This window comes from Mycobacterium sp. E3251, from assembly GCF_001666835.1.
Lineage (GTDB): Bacteria > Actinomycetota > Actinomycetes > Mycobacteriales > Mycobacteriaceae > Mycobacterium.
In genome coordinates this window covers 37,369-55,793 of record NZ_LZJF01000197.1, presented here as the reverse complement: position 1 = coordinate 55,793, position 18,425 = coordinate 37,369, and the positions used below count along the sequence as shown (strand labels likewise).

General features: G+C 62.7%; 16 protein-coding genes. 2 read left to right on the top strand and 14 right to left on the bottom strand.

Translation table 11 applies throughout. The features are described from left to right. Position 1: 1 nt before the first annotated feature. From A5697_RS25330 to A5697_RS25290, 9 genes are read right to left on the bottom strand one after another with little or no spacing between them, the layout of a single operon-like run. Positions 2-754, bottom strand: coding sequence for an Mce protein (locus tag A5697_RS25330; RefSeq protein WP_068012471.1), 753 nt, complete (start codon positions 752-754; stop codon positions 2-4). After that, complete coding sequence (locus tag A5697_RS25325) at positions 718-2,190, bottom strand: MCE family protein (RefSeq protein ID WP_068012550.1); 1,473 nt, start codon at positions 2,188-2,190, stop codon at positions 718-720. Before A5697_RS25325 ends, A5697_RS25330 begins: the two co-directional genes overlap by 37 nt. A gap of 1 nt (position 2,191) precedes the next feature. Then, a complete protein-coding gene (locus A5697_RS25320) occupies positions 2,192-3,310 on the bottom strand; it encodes an MCE family protein (RefSeq protein WP_231972181.1) in 1,119 nt (372 codons plus the stop codon). Between the two features lie 38 nt (positions 3,311-3,348). Further along, positions 3,349-4,698 (bottom strand): virulence factor Mce family protein, encoded by a 1,350-nt coding sequence (locus A5697_RS25315; protein WP_068012468.1) that lies wholly within the window; start codon positions 4,696-4,698, stop codon positions 3,349-3,351. After that, a complete protein-coding gene (locus A5697_RS25310) occupies positions 4,695-6,017 on the bottom strand; it encodes an MCE family protein (RefSeq protein WP_068012548.1) in 1,323 nt (440 codons plus the stop codon). The genes A5697_RS25315 and A5697_RS25310 overlap by 4 nt, the downstream gene beginning before the upstream one ends. Beyond that, positions 6,014-7,042, bottom strand: a complete 1,029-nt coding sequence (locus A5697_RS25305) for an MCE family protein (protein WP_068012466.1) — start codon at positions 7,040-7,042, stop codon at positions 6,014-6,016. Before A5697_RS25305 ends, A5697_RS25310 begins: the two co-directional genes overlap by 4 nt. A 36-nt stretch (positions 7,043-7,078) precedes the next feature. Beyond that, positions 7,079-8,548, bottom strand: a complete 1,470-nt coding sequence (locus A5697_RS25300; RefSeq protein WP_068012546.1) for an MCE family protein — start codon at positions 8,546-8,548, stop codon at positions 7,079-7,081. Between the two features lie 14 nt (positions 8,549-8,562). Continuing rightward, on the bottom strand, positions 8,563-9,417 hold the full coding sequence (locus A5697_RS25295; protein ID WP_068012464.1) for an ABC transporter permease: 855 nt from the start codon (positions 9,415-9,417) through the stop codon (positions 8,563-8,565). Further along, positions 9,414-10,199: an ABC transporter permease gene (locus tag A5697_RS25290; RefSeq protein ID WP_068012544.1), complete on the bottom strand. Its 786-nt coding sequence runs from the start codon at positions 10,197-10,199 to the stop codon at positions 9,414-9,416. Before A5697_RS25290 ends, A5697_RS25295 begins: the two co-directional genes overlap by 4 nt. Positions 10,200-11,498: 1,299 nt before the next feature. Between A5697_RS25290 and A5697_RS25285 the strand changes: the two genes are divergently transcribed. Then, the gene (locus tag A5697_RS25285; RefSeq protein ID WP_068012543.1) at positions 11,499-12,125 is read left to right on the top strand and encodes a TetR/AcrR family transcriptional regulator; all 627 of its coding nucleotides are present in this window, start codon (positions 11,499-11,501) and stop codon (positions 12,123-12,125) included. A 655-nt stretch (positions 12,126-12,780) separates the two neighbouring features. Here A5697_RS25285 and A5697_RS25280 read toward each other — a convergent pair. From A5697_RS25280 to A5697_RS25265, 5 genes are all read right to left on the bottom strand, one after another. Beyond that, positions 12,781-13,167: a DUF732 domain-containing protein gene (locus A5697_RS25280; protein WP_156673446.1), complete on the bottom strand. Its 387-nt coding sequence runs from the start codon at positions 13,165-13,167 to the stop codon at positions 12,781-12,783. Positions 13,168-13,326: 159 nt separating this feature from the next. Further along, entirely contained in the window at positions 13,327-13,992 is a 666-nt protein-coding gene (locus tag A5697_RS25275) for a CAP domain-containing protein (RefSeq protein WP_068012462.1), read from the bottom strand. Positions 13,993-14,636: 644 nt separating this feature from the next. Beyond that, positions 14,637-14,870: a hypothetical protein gene (locus tag A5697_RS25270; RefSeq protein ID WP_068012459.1), complete on the bottom strand. Its 234-nt coding sequence runs from the start codon at positions 14,868-14,870 to the stop codon at positions 14,637-14,639. Between the two features lie 46 nt (positions 14,871-14,916). Next, complete coding sequence (locus A5697_RS27905; RefSeq protein ID WP_156673444.1) at positions 14,917-15,057, bottom strand: hypothetical protein; 141 nt, start codon at positions 15,055-15,057, stop codon at positions 14,917-14,919. An 84-nt stretch (positions 15,058-15,141) separates the two neighbouring features. Beyond that, on the bottom strand, positions 15,142-16,620 hold the full coding sequence (locus A5697_RS25265; protein ID WP_068012457.1) for a DUF4185 domain-containing protein: 1,479 nt from the start codon (positions 16,618-16,620) through the stop codon (positions 15,142-15,144). A 577-nt stretch (positions 16,621-17,197) separates the two neighbouring features. Here A5697_RS25265 and A5697_RS25260 point away from each other — a divergent pair. After that, complete coding sequence (locus A5697_RS25260) at positions 17,198-18,424, top strand: acetyl-CoA acetyltransferase (protein WP_068012456.1); 1,227 nt, start codon at positions 17,198-17,200, stop codon at positions 18,422-18,424. Position 18,425 lies beyond the last annotated feature (1 nt).

The following is an 18,425-nucleotide window of genomic DNA, read 5'->3' as shown; positions in this document are numbered from 1 at the left end:
GTCATGGCACGAAAGCGACGTTGGAAACCTTGGCCTCGCCGCCAAGCTTCTGTACGGTAATTCGCATCCGCCAGTGCCTCGGATCCTGTTCGGATGCACCGCGATTGGACGTCTTTACCGAAACAGCAACCAGCACTTGAGCTTCGTCCCCCGACTCTGATTCCAGACCGGCCTCGGTGATCGTTCCCACCGACGTCGACTGCGCCTTCTTCACGACATCCATGAAAGGCTGAGATCGATGCGAGAAATCTTCGTAGAAAGTGCCGGTCGCACTGTCGAGAATGCGCTTGACATCGGTGTCGGCATGCTGCCAATCGATAGTGGTCAAATTCAGTGCGCCTTGCCTCGCCACTCGAACCAGCAACTCACGCTGCTGCTGAGCCTGGCGGGCCTTGTGTTCCTGGAACCCGAACCAACCGGCCAGGGCTCCCAAACCGACAACTGTGACCAACACCAGGATGACCGCTAAGCGGACCGGCGATCTAGGCTTCTTGATCGACGCGTCGCCTTCTTCATCGCGGTCGGCACCGCCGTCCTCGGCACGAGACTCGTTGTGAGACGGGATTTCCCCGCTTCGCCCCTTTCCCGGAGCAGTCTTGGAGACCGGTGGCGCCTCCGCGCCTTCGTGGTTGTCCGCGGCGTCATCGAGTGGTGGTGACGAGCTCTCGTCAGTGCTGTTGGACGAGTCGGACGCGGCTCCAAGCATTTCCACGTAACTCAGTTCCTCTTGGGTGGCACCAGCATGCTTTGCCATGTTTGCTCCTTTCTGCTGCCGCGGGCGAGGTCGCTCTGGGTGTACATGCGCCCATCTGGCCCCATGTACATGCCTGTGGCTGGGTCGTATTGAACTGCGGCAATTGGTGGCGGCAACGGTCCCGGGGGTGATTGCGGCGGTGCCTGCCCGGGTGGTTCCTCACCGGGCGCGAACTGCGGGACGCCTTGACCGGTATATGTCGCGTTGGGATCCCCCTTCCAGTTGAAGCCGTCGTTGAGGGGGACGTAGGTCTGGTCGCTTTCGCACAGTTTCACCGTCGGGGCCCGCTTACCGGGGCGGGTTTCGCACGGATAGTTGTGGGCGCCACGCACATTGAGCATGGAGTCTTGGGGCACCCGACAGTAAAAGTCTCCCTTCGGAGGATCCGGATAGTCCTCGTAGCTGGGCGACCGCTGTTGCTGGGCCGGCAGGAATCCGGTGCTACATACCGGTGGCCAGTTGAGGTTGAGGTTGAAGCTCAGGAATCCCCCGTTGTAAGCCTGTTTGGTGTTCTTGTTGGGCACGGCGATGGACAAGATGTCAGCCGCCCCCTGTGGCAACTCGACCAGGATTGATTCCAAATTGTCCCGGTAGGTGACGCCCACCTGCCCGACACTGACCAGATTGGCCAACACAATAGGCAGCGTGGGGTTGAGCCGGTCGAACAACGCCCGGCCCTCCGCGGCCGCTGGACTACCCTTTTGGAGAAGGCCACGCACCGAAGAATCGTTGTCGCGCAACTCACCTGTGATGGTCGCGAGGTGTGCGGCCCATGCTTGAACCGCATCCGCCGAGTCGGTTTGGCTGTCGAGCACCGGCTTGGACTTGTCGATCAAGTCGACGATGGCGTCCAGATTCTTGCGGGCATCGATCGACAGGTTCGCCGTCCCGCTCACCAACCGAGACAGTTCGGGACCGAGGCCGCCGACGGCCACATAGGATTCGTCGACCACGGTTTTCAAGTTGTCGCGCGGGATCGCCGTCAAGCCCCGATTAGTTGCGCCCAACAGTGAGTTGATGTCTGGCGGTACATAGGTCCGGTCGGCCGAGATCATGTCGCCGTTCTTCAATGACGGCCCTTTGCCGCTGCGCGGTAGCAACTCCACATATTGTTCACCGACGGCCGACACGCTGTGCACTTCAGCATTGAGGTCGGCGGGGACCTTGATGTCCGAATTCAGTTGCAGCACAGCCTGGGCGCCGCTATCGGTCAGCCGCACAGCCTGCACCCGACCGATCTCGACACCGCGGTAGGTGACGTTGCCGCCCTCATAGAGACCACCCGCTTGGGGCAGCTGGAGCGTCACGGTGTAGCGGTCCACTCCGAAAAACACGGTAGGTACTTGGATGAAGCCGAAGAACATGATGGTGGCGGCGGTCAGGCTCAGCGCCGCGAAGACCACCAGCTGTATCTTGACCCGTCTAGTCAGCACGATGTCACGGCCCTTGGTTGAAGTGGTAGGGAACAACCAGCGGGTTGCCGGGGTTGTAGGGCCCACCTCCGGTACAGGGGCTGGGCATCTGGCCGATGGTGCGGCCCCACTGCAGCTCTAGCTCGGTCAGGTTGCACTCAAAGCGTGTTCCGGTGAAAAACGAGGCGTCGAGCCGACTCAGGGTCAGGTCGATCACCGCGGTCAAGTTGGCGTAGTCCCCACGCAGCCATTTGCTCATGGTGTCCCGTGGCCACGGGAAGGTTCCGTAGAAACCGAGTGCGCGAGTCAGGGCCGGCCCAGCGTCGGCCAACGACTGCAGCACCGGGCCGAGGTCCTTGAGCTCCTTGATCAGGTTCTCCTTGGTTTTGTTCACCGAGTCAGCGGCAAGCGCGCCGAATTTGCCTACGTCGCCCAGCGCTTGGGCGAGGTTGTCCCGCTCATGAGCCAACACAGCCAAGGCGTCCGGCACGGTCTTGAGCGCCTTGTCGATCACAGGCCTTTGGTCGGCGAATTGCCCGACAAGGTTGTTGAGGCTGTCGGTTGCGGCGATGATGTCCGCTTTTTGATCGTTGAGGTAGCCGACGAACTTATCAAGCTGCCCGAGCAGGCTTCGCAAGTCTTGCTCGCGACCGGTAAATGCGGTGCCCAATGATTTCGTAATGTCTTGGAGCTGACCGAGACCGCCGCCGTTAAGCAGCAGTGAAACCCCGGCCAGTGTCCGTTCGGTCGAGGGATAGCTGTTGGCCGACGTCAACCGAATGAGTGATCCATTCCTGAGCTTCCCTTGGGGTGGCACACCTCTCGGTGGCGCCAGTTCGACGTGCACTGACCCGAGCAAGCTGGTTTGACCGATGGTGGCGCTCGCGTTGGCCGGCAGGTCAACGTCGCCGTCTATGGTCATAGTGACCAGGGCATGCCAGCCCTGAAGCTCGATCTTGGTGACATTACCGACGGTGACATCGTTGACCCGGACACGCGAATTCCGCTGCAAATTCTGGACATCGGGCATCTGCGCTTGAATCGTGTAGGCGCCGGGGCCCTGGCCTTTGGTTCCTGGAAGGGTAAACGAGTTTGCGCCACGGAAGTCGCAGCCAGCGAGCGCGGCCAACGCCAGTGTCGCCACGAGCGCCGTCGCGACACGCCGGCAGATCTGTGCTCGACTCACTGTCCACCTCCGGGTGGCGTCATCATTCCTCGCAGGCCATCGGCCGGATTGGTAGGAACGGATTGATTGATCGGCGGCGCGGCCGGTCCCTCTGGCGCCGGTGGAGCGACAGCCGGGGCTGCGGGGTTGGCCGGATCGGCAGCCTCAGGCGAGTTGGCCGAGGCCGGTGGTCGCGGGGGAACGTAGTCCGGCCGCAGCCAATCCTCGCTATATGTGATTTCGTTGGGGCGCGCCGAGGCGCCGACGAACAGGTTTTCTCCTAGGGGCGGGAAGTTGTACTGGCGGTTTTTGATGATGGGCGCCAGATACTGCACACACAATTTGGCTGACTGCTTGCTGCCCAGGCGCGACGCCGCCTGGACTGCTGAGCATAGGAATTGAATCGGATTAGCGAAGTTGTTGAGCGCAAGCGCGCCGGTCAGTGTCCCCTGTGCGGGTTGGTAGATGTTCAAGAAGTTTTGGAACGCTGTCGGGGCGGTGTGCAGAACTTGTTTGACATCGTCAAGGCTGTCGTTGAGCGCTGCAGATACCGAGGCCAGCTTGTCCGAGGTCGTACCCAACGCCTCTCGGTTATCGGCCACAAAGTTTCGGACGTCGTCGGCGATGTCATCGAGATCGTGAATCGCATTGCCGACTTGGTTGGGATCTTCGGCCAGCAGGCCGGTTGTCGCAGCCAGATTCTGGTTCAACTGCCCTAACAGGTCGCTGCTGTCATGTAACGCGGAGACCAGGATCGACAGATTCTTCACGGTGCTGAACAGATCGTTGCTGTGGTCGCCGAGAGCGGAAATCGCTTGCGACAGCTTGATAATCGTGTCACGGATATCGGGTCCCTGACCACGCAGGTTGTCGGCCGCGGTATTGATGAACGCCCCAAGAGTGCTGGTACCACCCGGTTGGGTGGGCTGCAGGGTCTCGGTCAGCTTTTCCAGTTGTCGGCGAAAGTCGTCGTATTCCACCGGCACAGCTGTCCGCTGCTGAGGAATGACCGCATGATCGGGCAGAACCGCACCTCCGGTGTAGGCCGGCGTCAATTGGATGGAGCGCGGCGTCACCAGTGATGGCGACAAAATTACCGCCTTCGCGTCGGCGGGCACCTTGTATTTGTCGTCGTACCAGAAGCTGATCTTGACACCGTCGGGCAAAGGTTCGATCTTGTCGACCTTGCCGACGCGCACCCCAAGGATGACGACGTCGTCGCCGCCGTAGAGGCCGGTGCTGTTGGCGAAGTATCCGGTGACGTAAGTGCGCCCGATGCCGACGGAGCGGACCACCGTGATAACTCCGCCAACCAGCACCGCCGCCAAGGTGACGGCTACGACGAGTCTGGCCCTAGGTGCCCTCACTGTCCACCAACTTCGAATGAGGTCGGCGGGGCCGGAGTCGCAGTTGACTGTCCTTCGCCGGGACCCGGCAGCGCGGGAGGTCCTGGCGGGGGACCGCCGGGTGGGGGCGCTGCGGGCGGCTCCCGATACGGATAGCAGCCAGGCCCGGGTAACGGCGCACCGGGCGGACCGCACGAATGATCGCCGGGGTTGCCGGTGATGGCGTCTGGGATGGTCATGCGCGGGTCGCCGCCCTGGCCGGTCCGCGGGAACGGAATCGGCAGTGGAGGAGTGGCCGGCTGCCCGGTCTGGGGATCGGCGCGTTGAGAGGGCAGAAGGACATTGGGGTCCAGTCCGAGATCGGAGAACGCGGCGTCGACGAATGGCTGCACGAACTGCCCAGGAAACAGGTTGGCCAGGTAGGCCTTGAAGAAGGGGCCTGACGAGACCGATTCACCCAGGCCCAGAGCGTATCTGCTCAGCCCTGTAATCGCCTTCTGCACATTCTGTTTGCGGTTGTCCACGATCGTGAGCACGCCGTTGAGTTTGTCGAGCGCAGGCTTGAGCGTGCTGCGGTTCTCGCTGATGAACCCCTTGAGCTGCTGAGCCAGCGCCGAGAGATTGTGCGAAATCTGTTCCAATGAGCGGCTTTGGCTTCGCAGCTGCACCAGCAGGGCATTGGTGTTGGCGACGAGGTTGACGATTTCGTCGCTGCGTTCGGCCAACACCTTTGTCGCTTTATCGGCGTTAGCCAACAAGTTTCGCAGCTCGCTGTCGCGTTCGTCGATGGTCTTCGAAAAGCGAGCCACTCCTTGCACCGCCGCCTTCAGATCTGGCGGGGTGTCAGAGAAGGTGTTGGCCAGCACGGCCAACGAGTTGGACAGTTGCTTGGTGTCCAATCCGCTGATGGTGGTGGTGAGATCGCCTAGCGCGTCGGGTAACTGATAGGGCGAGATGGTTCTCCCGAGCGGAATCGGGCCGGCCAGTTGTCCGTCCCCGCGCGGGGTGACTTCGAGAAGTTTGGTACCGAGCACCGTCCGTAATTTGATCGCCGCCTCGGTGCGGTCGCCGAGGCGGACACCGTTGGCCACAGTGAATTTGACCAGGACGCGCGCTCCGTCCAGGTCCACACTGGACACCTGACCGACCCGAAAGCCCGACACTTGGACGTGGTCACCGGGCAGCAAACCGCCCGCTTCGGCGAAGTAGGCCGAATAAGTCCTTCCGGTGTTGAAGAACGGCAGCTTCTGGTAGTTCACCGACAGCAGCATGAGCACTAGGACGGCGCCGAGGCCGACCGCGCCGATGAGGAGCGGATTGCGTTCGGAGAAGGGCTTCATTTCGGCGTGCACCGCCCGGTGGCCTGACCGGCCAGCTTGATGTAAACCGGTTGCCCCCCTTTGCCATTGACCTTGAGCACGAGGTCGCAGAGATAGAAGCTGAAGAAGTCTCCATACATGCCCTGCCGATTGAGAATCTGGAATGCCTCAGGCCAGGTCTCGAGGTAATGGTCGAAATAGTCGCGATCGGCCAGCACAAGCGAGGTGGTCCGATCCGTTTCGTGCACTACCTTCGTCAGCGGCGGCCGGGCCTGTGCCAGGAGGTCGGCCACCGACGCCGCAGCGGCGTTGGCGTAGGCCACACCGTTGCTGATGTCCTGCTTGCGGGCCTTGAGGCCTTCCACCAGTTCAGCCAGGGAGTCGACCGCTTTGCCGAATTGTTTGCTCTGCCCGCCGAGCGAACCCAGGACGGTATTGAGGTTGGTGATGACTTGACCGATCAGTTGATCGCGGTCGGCCAGCGTGTTCGTCAAGGCGGCGGCCTGGGTGAGAAACGAGCCGATGGTGGCGCCCTGACCATCGAAGGCGGCGATCAGTTGACCCGTCAATCGATTCACCTGGTCGGGGTCCAGCGCGCGGAACAAAGGTCGGAAGCCGCCGATGAGCGCGTCGAGATCTAACGCCGGCTCGGTGCGACTCAGCGGGATGGTGTCACCGGGATGCAGGAGCGTGACGCCCCCGGCCCCCTCCTCGAGGGCCACATACCGACCGCCGATGAGGTCGGCGAAGCGAATCGCCGCCCTGCTGCCCTGGGTGAGCACTACCGAGTCAGCAGCGGTGAACTCGACAAGGACTGTGGAGTCGGGCTGGATGGTGATCTTCTTGACCTTGCCGACGTCGACACCGGCGATGCGAACGAAGTTTCCGTTCTCGAGCCCGGACACGCTGGAAAACTGAGCTTTGTAGGTCTTCTCCGGCTGGAAGCGCAACTGGGCGAAGACGGCGATCAGTGCGAACGCACCGATCAGGCACACGACCAAGTAAATGGTCAGGCGCCAGAGGGCGCCTACCAAGTTCTCTCGCATGTCTACTTTCCTCTGGTCACGTTGGAGCGGGGTGCCTTAAGGCGCTGGGGTGTAGGGCGGTGGGGGCAGCGGCGCGCACTCTTGGGTGACGACTCCGCATGTCGGCTGCGTCCCCCCTGGTGCCGGAGGCACAAAGGGCTCGGTCCCTGCAGGCGGTGGACCGGGTTCGCGCGGCCTTCCTGGCGGTGGTGCCGGCGGCAAGCCGGGGTACAACGGGGTTCCATCGGGCGCGTATTGCGGCGCCCCGTACGGAGGCGCCCCCGGATAAGGGATGGGGCCGGGCGCCGGTCCGCCGGGATGCCGAATGCTCGGCGGTCGGGGTATCCCGCGCGTGACGGGGAAGTAGTCGACGTATCCGGGGAAACCGATACCGGGGTTGGGCCGCAGATCCATCCCGCTGCCCCACCCGGTATTCGTGACCAGGTAGCGCTGCGGCCAGTTCTTATAGACGTCAGGTAACGATCCACACCCTGGCTGACCGCCGGGCCCACCTTTGGCGCCGTTGATCGGCAGGTTGTCAGGGAACTGGTAGGTATCGTCGCCGAGCAACAACGCGACGTCGAGGACGACCGAATAGCCGGTGTGGCCACCGGCAATGGGCAGGAAATCGTCGAGCACATTCTTCCCGCCGACGATCGTGCAGGTGAGTTCGGGGTTGTACTTCATCAACAGGCGGGTGGTGGATTCCAACAAGTTGACACCGTGTACGAGGTTGTCCCTATTCGGGCCGATCAGGTTGATGCCGGCGCGGGAAAGCCCGCTGACGTTGAGCAGCAGCGCGTCAAGTTGCTTGGCATCATCGGTGATGGCGGTGCTCGTGGTGCTGACCGAATTCAACACGGACACAATGTTTTGCGCTGCCGCGCTGTAGGTGTCGCTGAATCCCTTCAGGGCGCCGAAGTCGGCTCGGATCGTCTCGCTGCGGGGATTGACCGCTAGCAGCACCTCGTTGAGGTCGGTGATGGCCTCACCGACGACAGGCCCTTTGCCGCGAAATCCATCGGCTAGGGCCGTGAGCACTGCGTTGAGTTTGGGCACGTCGACCTGGTTCAGCACCGACACGAGGTTCTGAAATACCGTGTTTGTCTCGACGCTGACGTCGCTCGAGGGCACAACGGACCCTGCCGTTAGCCGTTTTGGACTCGGGGTGTTTGGGGTAAGTAGGTCGACGTATTTGGCACCAAACGCGGTAGTGGCGGTGATTTTCGCGCCGATGTTGGCAGGAATGTATTGCAGCTGTTCGGGATACAGCTCCAGTTGGAGTTTCACAGGGTTGCCGGGCTGAACCGCCGAGACCCGGCCGACCTGCACACCGCGCAACTTCACCTTCGCGCCGGGTTCCATGACCAAGCCCGCACGATCAGATGTCACGGTCACGCGGGCGTACGGTCTGAGGTCTCTGTTGAACGCGGCCGTCGTTAGTACAACCAATCCAATGATGAAGGCGAACAGGATGAAGGTCCACAGCGCCGGCGGCAGCCCGGCCTCTCGTCGCGTTCGGCGCATGGTCGTCATAGCTGCTACCCAGACAGGTGGAAGTTGCCGGACACTCCATAGGCGGCCAATGCCACCGCCAACGTCACCGCGACCGCAACGGTCAGCGAGGTGCGCACGGCGCGACCGACCGCCTCACCGACGCCCGCCGGCCCGCCCGACGCGTGGAAGCCGTAATACGTGTGCACCAACATGATTACGCTGCCCGCGGCAATAACTTGTAGTAGGGACCAGATCAAGTCGGTGGGCTGCAGATAAGTACGGAAGTAGTGATCGAACACGCCCGGTGACTGCCCGTAGACGAAAATGATCAAGCTGCGGGTGGCCAGATATCCGGACAACGTCGCCATGCACCACAGCGGGATCACCACCAGCACACCGGCTACCACCCGGGTGGAGACCAAATAAGAAATCGAGTGGATGCCCATCACCTCGAGCGCGTCGACTTCCTCGTTGATTCGCATGGCGCCCAACTGTGCCGTAGCGCCCGCGCCGATGGTGGCCGCCAGGCCGACATCGGCGATCAGAGGCGAGGCCAGCCGTGTGTTGATGTAAGCGGAGGCGAATCCGCTCAACGCCTGCACGCCAACGTCGGACAACGATCGGAAGAGCTGGATACCAACGAGTCCACCGGTAGACATCGTCAAAGTCGTGACGATGACTACGGTGCCGCCGATCATGGCGAGGGCGCCGACACCCAGGCTCATGTTTGCGATCAGCCGCAGCGTCTCTATTCTGTAGCGGCTCAACGCTTCCCACAGAAAACCAAGGGCTCGGACGTAGAACGCGGTCTGGCTTCCGAGGCGGTTCCAGCCGTCAACGAGTCGGCCCAGCGTGCTCGTCAGATTCGGCAGCCGGTGCGCCGCTGGGGCGGCGCTCACATCGTCGCCTTGTTCGTAATCGCGGTCAGCGCCACATTGATGACAAAGAGCGCCAGGAACGTATAGACCACCGTCTCGTTGACGGCGTTGCCGACACCTTGGGGCCCCCCACCGACCGTGATCCCCTTGTAGCAGGCGATCAAACCCGCGATGAAGCCGAACAACGTCGCCTTGGCGAACGCTATGACTAGGTCAGTCAGTCCGACGAGCAACGTCAGGCTCGCCGCATAGGAGCCGGGATTGACGTGCTGTAGGTAGACCGAGAACAGGTAGCTGGCAATCAAACCGACGACGGTGATGATGGAGTTGACGAGGAACCCGTTCAGTCCGATCGCCAGGACGCGAGGCACCAGCAGTCGCTGGACCGGGTTGATACCCATGACACGCATGGCGTCGACTTCTTCGCGGATGGTTCGGGCGCCCAGGTCGGCACACATTGCGGTCGCACTGGTCCCAGCGACTACCAGCACTGCCGCTATGGGGCCGATGTACACGACAGCGGCCAAGGCAGAGCCAGCTCCGGAGGCGTCAGCAGCTCCGATCTCAACAAGCAGGATGTTGATGATGAAAATCGCGAGAGCATTGAACGGGATCGACAGGAAGACGGCCGGCAGCATCGACACCCGAGCGACGAACCACGCCTGGTGGATGAACTCGCGCCAGGCAAGCGGTGGACGGAACATCTGGACCAGCGTGTCGAGCGAGAGCGCAAAGAAGCTGCCAACCTCGCGCAGCGGCTTGGCGGCGCTGGCCCCCCGCCCGGTCTCAAGGGACGCCAATATGCGGGCCGCACTGGACGCGGCGGCAATCGGCTCGGTATCTACCGCTACCACTAGCGTGGTCGCCAATGTCTAGTCGCAGACAACATTAGACCGTATGAATCCTCCCCACGACGGAAAGGTAACCCCGCCGCCGTAATGATGTGGCCTACAGCACAGCGGGACGCTACACCATCTTAGTAAGAAAGGGCAACACTGGCGCGCTCGATTTGGATGAGTACTGCGAGCGAGAATCGTCCGAGCGGTTGCATTTGCTGGCTGTATCCGACAATTTCGTACTAAATGTCGCACTGCCACCCGGCCAGGCAAGTCCGCTCGCTTGGATGTCTTGACTGGCTTTCTAGTCATCTAGGGCTCTGAACAGCATATTCATCCGCGTGTCTCTTGATTGATGGGGTCAGCTCCTCCGGGGCTCGGCCCGTCCGATGCCCGCTCCCCGGCCCGGTTCCACGTGGATAGCTTATTTGCCATATCAGAGATTATGTAAATGAAAATACGAAATGAAAAAGTAATTCTGTGACGGTCGAAATGGCTTCGGAGGATGCTGCGCCGACAGCTCCACCTACTCATCCGCCAGCAATATATACGACGTAATTAATCGGGGCGTGTTTGGATTATTTATCGCGCACCCGCTGCGGATGAGCGCAATACAATGACGATATAATCTTGCACATATTCATCTCGATGCGTTAACCGCGGAGGGCATCGCAAACAACTTCATCCTGAGCGGTGTCGGTGCCCACCCGGACCGCTCGCCCGGTCACAACTCTGGGAGTCACTCAAGAAGTGCCCAGCTGGTGCTGGCGCATAGACAGTCCGTGACCAGGGCTTATACCCGCCGACATCGCTAAGAACTTCACGGCGGTAGACGCTCCCCAATCGCTTGGGGCTCAGATGGCGCTTCGGATTATGTTGCAGCAATTTTCAACATTGCTTCGAAACAGTCGGCCAAAGTAACGCAACCCATCGCCGGCCTGGTCGCGGACCGCCGCTTTAGTGCACTGAGGCACAACCCAGTCCGCTAAACAGAGAAACTTGCCAGCCAAGGCCAGTTCAGCAAAACATATATCTATATATCGGATTAGCTCTTTAGCGGCTTTCGGGCGCTTTGCGGTCGATTCACCAATCGAACTGTCAAGTGCTGTACGCAACACGTGCCACTCGCGACTCGATCGTTGCTAACGGTTAGCTATACGCGGGAAACGTCGCTGCTAAGTGTCCCGACGCCCATTGCCGGCGTGCCAGGCGGATGCCGACCATGAGCTGCATCAATGCTCTGCCCGAAGGCTTTAGGGTGCAGTGGTGACCGATCAGCCGAGTGATCGACATGGGAATTCGCGTGCCTCAGACTCGCAAGCAGACGAGGAGGCCCGCGAACGGCTGCTCGCCGCAGCCGATGCGTGCTATGAGGACAGAGGGCCGACGCGCACCCGGATGGGTGACGTTGCCCGTCGCGCTGGCGTGCATCGGTCGACCGTGTACTACTACTTCCCGACCAAAGACGCGCTCTTGGCTGCGTCCTTCCTACGGGTGCTGACGTCTACCCTAAATGGGGTCGAAGAGTGCTGGCAGACTGACGAACCGTTTCTTGCTCAGCTAGTCGCGGCATGCCTCCGCGGCACTCACGTCGCTCGCAACTCGGCAGTGATGCGCTCGCTCGTCGACGACCATGAAGGCCTAGGCGCTGCCTATCGCGCCGCAGAGGGCTCGGAGCTATGGCGAGCAAGGCTTGCCGATGCCCTTGTGCGGCGGCTCGAGACGGCGGCCGCCGCGGGCGAGATTCGTCAGGATCTGTCCCCCGACACTCTCGCGCGCTGGATTGTCCGGGTGACCTTCAGCCTTGTCACTGAACCCGCCCAGCCGGAAGACGGCGGTGATGACGGCGTTCTGCGCAACCTGCTAGTCGCCTCACTAATGCCTCGTCTGTAGGCCGACGCGCGGTGTGACAGACGCCCTTCGAGAGGGCACTTGGACAGCTCCAAAGCCGCCCGAACCGCGCCACGCCGACCGAAATCGGACGTAATGGCAATCTTCAGCCCAAATCGCTTCGGTTGCAGTCTTTCTATGCAGTCCCGGAACGCGCTGCTCGGCCGGCCTAGGCGATCAATGCGGCTACCGCAACTCGTACCCGGCCGAAGATCGTTTCGGGACAACGCATCCCGGCGGAGGTGCAGGCGTTCGACGACGAACGGGTGGCGCGATGTTTGCGTTCGGGATGCTCTGGTGGGGTCGAGGTTACGAAAAACACCCGGACCCTGCCGCTTTCACACAGTGCCTACGGCGGATTATGGCCGGGTCACCTTGGTTCCCATGTGGCATAGGGCAACGCTTAAGAACCCAACGAGCGGGGTGAGCTGATGCAGAAGCGGTTTAGCAACGTGTCAGCAGCCCTTCTAATCGCGGTTGGCGTCGTCGCATGCGCGTCGTCATAGAACGCAACGGCACCCGGAACGTTGTCCGGCGGAGCAGCACCACTAACGATCAACGATCGAGCTTCTCCCCAGACCGACTCGACTTACGATTCGCGGTCGGCGGCTTTCAAGCCAGGCCTGGTGACCGCCCGGCAGTGAAGTGAGTTTGGCATTCACGGCGGTGGCGGAATGTAGTTTGCCGCAGACTTACGCAGCTGCCAGATCAGGTTGGGGCATAGCTCCTGCGCGGCCTGACTTATCAGGTATGTCGCCTGGTATTCGTCAGATTTGTTGAAGTCCGCCTTGACGTCTCGGGCGATGCTGGCATAGCTGTCGCCTCTGGCGATCTTGGCGCAGATCCCCTGGCCATAGGCGATAGCCTGGTCGGCACTGGCGAAGTTGTACCCCGGTCGAACCGTTACGTTCAACAAATACGCCACTGAGTCAGCTCGCGCTGGGGTGACAGCCACAGCGGCAGCCCAGCCCATCGCGAGGGCCGTGATAGTGACCGCTCCGGCCGAGCGATTCCGCCGACTCATCAGAAGTAAAGAGTAATACATCTATCTACTTTTCGCATTCCGACTGCGTCGCAGTGCACTGCTTCACGCTAAAGCCGCCGCGCGCGAGCGCACCGTAAGTGCCGTGGTCGCCGGGTCACCAGCCTGAATGTTCCGACGCACTCAACGGTTCGGCACCACCGATGAGATCCGAGTCGAGCTTTATTCGGGTGGCTGCGCCGGCGGCGGGTACACGCCCCTCAAGATCCATGGCAGCCATCTGATACCAAACTCGAGTTCGTCGCTGGCGTCATAGTCGGGGCTGGGATCTAGTGGAATGTTCTGCCCTTCGGTGCTCGGAGGCGGTTTTCCCCCACTCCCTTGAGGCTGGCCGTAGACCGCCACGACCACAGTGCGATCCGGACTATTCAAAGACCAGACTCCCATTTGGCTGTTGGCGCAATTCGACATGATATTGAGGTTCTCGGGGTCGTGGTACCACCGGTTGATCAAGTCGTTGCCGCTGATGGCGATGGACTGGTTGATCGCAACCGTCTCTGCCACCGGACCATTGAACCCGGCCCGATTAGCCCGATCTTGCGGGGTGGAACCGTCTGAGCCAATGTCCCCATCGAGGGCCCGGTTGTTCAGCACGTCCTCGGTGTGCCGCTGCGCGGCGAGTTGCAGTTGCGGGTTGATCCTGACGTCGTTTTTGCACCCCGACTGGTGCTGAACCGTGTAGACGTTGGCGACAACACTGTCATTAAGTCGCTTATTGTTCGGTATCAGCGTGTTGTTGTCCCCATCCGCATTCGCGATGGGAGGTCCCACGAGGACTCCGGTGGCGAAAGCCACCGCGGTCGAAAGGGATAGGGCTCGATACCGCATGTCCAAGTCCTCATGAACCGAGAGGTGGCAGGGGACGGCACTCAGCGGCGCTGGTGGTGTGGCGAGGGACCGCCATGGCCGCAGTCGCACCCTCGAATTCAATGGTGTCGATGGAGCGCTCGAGCACTCTCGAATCTCCTAAACAGGTTGCAATAACAGCTATTCGGACTCGTCGGCCGTCGTCGCCAGCGTGCTGTTGACCATCTGAAACCTAGCCAGTGAACGACCCGAGCCTGCCCCGCATGAAAGTAGGCTACCCAGAACGTCGCCGCGGCGTCCAGAGCTAATAAGCAAAATATTTATCTGTTATCCGTAAACGTTACGCCGGTCTTCCGCGACTGTGCCTGTTCTGCGGTGGCGCGACGTCCTGCTTCGCCTTGGCAGCCGGCGGAAGCGCGCGCACCCATCACGAGCAGATCCGAGGCCACATCGTCGGTGTCGCGGCTGAACTCCTTACCCAGGACGGTCCGAGCACACTGACCACCCCGGCCGTAGCGGCCGCTGCCGGTGTGCCGGCGCCAGTCTGCAGACGGAAGTGCGCGCGCGGCCGCGCTCCGCCTTCGGGCTGACCACGGCGCGCTGGCGATTCTCGGTCCGCTGAGCGGACGCTGATACGTAAGTGGCTCGACCGCGTAGCCAAACGCCTAAGGCTTGATCCCGTAACCCTCGCCGTCGTCAGCCAGGTAGGTAACGTCGTACCAGCGTCGAGGCGGTTGGGCGGCTGTGTCGTACTCCTCGGTGGCGGTTGCCCGCTCCAGCCGAACATCCGTCAAAAGCGGATTGTGCACGCGGATATAGTCTTCGAGCTCAGCAAGCAACGCTTCGCCCGTCAGTGTCATGTCCGCGAGCGCCTTTGCTTCACGCTTCGCCCAACTCACGCGTACATACTGCCCCGGCCGTCGCGGCCGGCGCCGACGCACTGGGCTATGTCGCCATCCGCCCGTCGAGCATGATGCCGAGCCGGACCGCGCCGTCGCGGCGGCGCACGCCCTCGATGCGCACCTCGATGTCTGGCCGCCGCGGCTTCCCGGCGGTCGACGTGGCCGGGTTCTCGAAAGTGATCATCCTCGATCTCCTCTCTCGCTAGGCCCCCGCTTCATTCAGGGTGCGCCTGCTTTACCGACTATTCGGGGTGCGACACGATCACGATTAGGGCAAGACGGTGTGCATCAGCATTACGTCGTATGCCGACCACAGCGACAGGTTGAAGTACAGGTCCCGCCCCGACGACCAGGGGTGAATCATCGGCGCATAGATGCCGCCGGGCATCGAGAAGGACGACACGAGCGGCTGCTCAGGGCTCCACGGCCCCTGCGGTGCCGGCGCGGTGCGTGCCACCACGTCGTTGCTGCCGCCGTTGGTGTAGAGCACCAGGTATTGCTTGAGATAGCTGTTGTATTGCGCCGACATTTCGCCCACCGGGCCGGGGAAGATCGGCGTCGCCGCGCCCGGGTTGTTGGGCACCCAGCGGCCGCCGTTGTCGCCGTTCCAGTACTGGTACTTGGTGAGGTCGGGCAACTGACCCGGCGGCACCCGCGACAGGAACGCCGCACCGCCGCGCCCCGACGGGGTCCCGAATTGGTACAGGTAGCCGTCGTTGCCCTTCATGAAGGCACCCATTTGGAAGTTTTCGTTACCAGGGGTGAACCCGGCTCCCGGAATGGCGTCCGCGGAGGCCGTGCGGATCGAGGTGGGGAAAATGCCCCAGTTCTGGCCGTTGTCGTTGGACCGTGCGATCGCCGAGTAGTTCGTGCTCCATTCGCCGTCTCGGCCCCACTGCCGGATCGACATGTAGCTCATGTACTGCGTCCTGCCGATCGAGATGCCGGCGGTCGGAATGATCCCCGTCTCGTGGGCGGCCTTATGGATGGTGTTGACGACCTGCTTGGACAGGCTCGGCGCCCACACCGGTGAACCGGAGTACCGGTCGTTGGGGACGCCCTCCGCGATGTGGATTCCATGCGACAGATCCCGGTCCGAGCTGCGGAACAGCGTGTTGTAGCGCCACTGTTGACCCTTGACCTTGCAGTAACCGAAGGTGTCGCCGAAGGCCATCAGCACCTGACGGTTCACCGGATCCCCGTTGTCCCAAGCGATACCGAGGTCGGTGCCGGAAATGCTGAAACGCTGCAGAGTCTTGTTCGGGCCGTCGGGTCCGGTCACCCAGTCGACGAGCGATGTGGGCGCCCCGGCAATCGAGACGGGCGGCGCCTCCGCCGGCGGCTGCGGCGGCGGGACCGGGGCCGCGTTGGGCTGCAACTGGCCGGCGTTGGGCGGTTGTGGCAGACCGGGGACGGGAGGATTCGGGCCGGGCGGAAGGACCTCCGCTTGCGGTCGCATCGGCGCGGCCTGTCGAGGGGCGGTCGGCTTGAGGAATGAGGAGATCAGCGGTCCCAGCCTGGGCAGGGGCGCCTGGTCGTTCGTGTGGGTGGGCCTGCGCCCGGTGGGTGGTTGGACGACGGGCTGGGGTGCGGGCACGGCCGGCTGCGCGGCCGGTGGTTCCACATTCGCTTCGGGTGCCCCGCACGGGGTGGCATTGGCCGTCGGCGCCGGGCCGACCACGTAGACGAGTCCGACAGCGGCCGCCGACGCCATCGATAGCGACACACTTCGAAGAATCGCCGACATGTAACACCTTTCGAGCTGCGGGGACACCGCATTGACGTCCGTAGTTGGCTCATGTGACGATAGTGATTAGCGCGACTGTTGTGACTAGTGATGCGTCGATAGGTACGGATCCGTGACCGTGTCGAAACACCGCCCGGCGGGCAGCCATCGCCCCCCTCACCCGCTCCCTCGCCAGGCCCGGCGCGGCCCTTCTCCTCGCCGGTGGCGTCCGCCTCGCAGCGACAAGCTCACCCACCCCTCCCCGGCCGTCAGTCAACCGAGACGGGCATATCCGCGCGCGCCCGATTCGCGGTGCCGGGCACGGTCCCAACCCGGATGCGAGCCGCCCGCGACAAACCCGAAGCGTTCAAAATGGTTTCGCCGCGCACGGCATCAGGTTGAGTCCGCATGTTTGTCTGCCGCCGTACGGGGCAATGTTCCATAAGAGGCGAACGCGTCGGCCGGCCTTCGCGTACGCCTAGGTCCCGTCGGTTCAGCCCGAGAGCCGACGGGGCCGCCCCATTTCGGGCACCTTCTCGACCGCGACCGCCTGCGATACGCCTGAACGATGAGGTTTTCCAGGAGTACCGTGCGGCGTATGGATGACTCGGCGGGTGTGTGGATCCTGGGCGGTTGGCAAACCGATTTCGCCCGCAACCTCACCAAGGAAGGCCGCGACTTCGCCGACCTGACCGCGGAGGTCGTCCAGGGCACGCTCGCCTCGGCCAGGGTGGACCCAGCCGACATCCAAGTGGTCCATGTCGCGAACGCCTTCGGGGAGATGTTCGCCGGCCAGGGTCACCTCGGGGCGATGCCGGCCACGGTCTGCGCCGAACTCTGGGACATTCCCGCCTCCCGGCACGAGGCGGCGTGCGCGTCCGGCAGCATCGCGACGCTGTCGGCGATCGCCGACCTGCGGTCGGGCGCGTACGACACCGCGCTGGTGGTGGGGGTTGAGCTCGAGAAGACGGTGCCCGGCGACACCGCGGCCCAGCACCTGGGTGCGGCCGCGTGGACGGGTCACGAGGGCGCCGACGCGCGTTACCTGTGGCCGTCGATGTTCGCCCAAGTCGCCGACGAGTACGACCGGCGCTACGGCTTGGACGACGCACACCTGCGGGCGATCGCGCAGCTGAACTTCGCCAACGCGCGGCGTAACCCCAACGCCCAGACACGTGCATGGACGGTCCCCGATCCCATCACGGACGACGACGCCAGCAACCCGATCACCGAGGGCCGGTTGCGGCGCTTCGACTGCAGCCAAATGACCGACGGCGCCGCGGGATTGGTTTTGGTCGGCGACGCCTATCTGCGCGACCATCCTGATGCGCGCCCGATCGGGCGCATCGAGGGCTGGGGGCACCGGACGGTGGGGCTGGGTCTGCGGCAGAAGCTGGACCGGGCCGCTGACGATCCCTACGTCCTTCCGCACGTGCGGGCCGCGGTGCACGACGCGCTGGCCCGCGCCCGCCTGACCCTGGACCACGTCGACGGGTACGAGGTGCACGACTGCTTCACCCCCAGCGAATATCTGGCCATCGACCACATCGGGCTGACCGGCCCCGGTGAGTCATGGAAGGCCATCGAAAACGGCGAGATCGAGATCGGCGGCCGGCTGCCGATCAACCCCAGCGGCGGGCTGATCGGCGGCGGTCATCCTGTCGGGGCTTCCGGCGTGCGCATGCTGCTCGACGCGGCCAAGCAGGTCAGCGGCGCGGCCGGGGAGTATCAGGTCGAGGGCGCGAAAACGTTCGGCACCCTCAACTTCGGCGGCAGCACCGCCACCACGGTCAGTTTCATTGTCAGGACAGCAGAAAGCGTGTGAC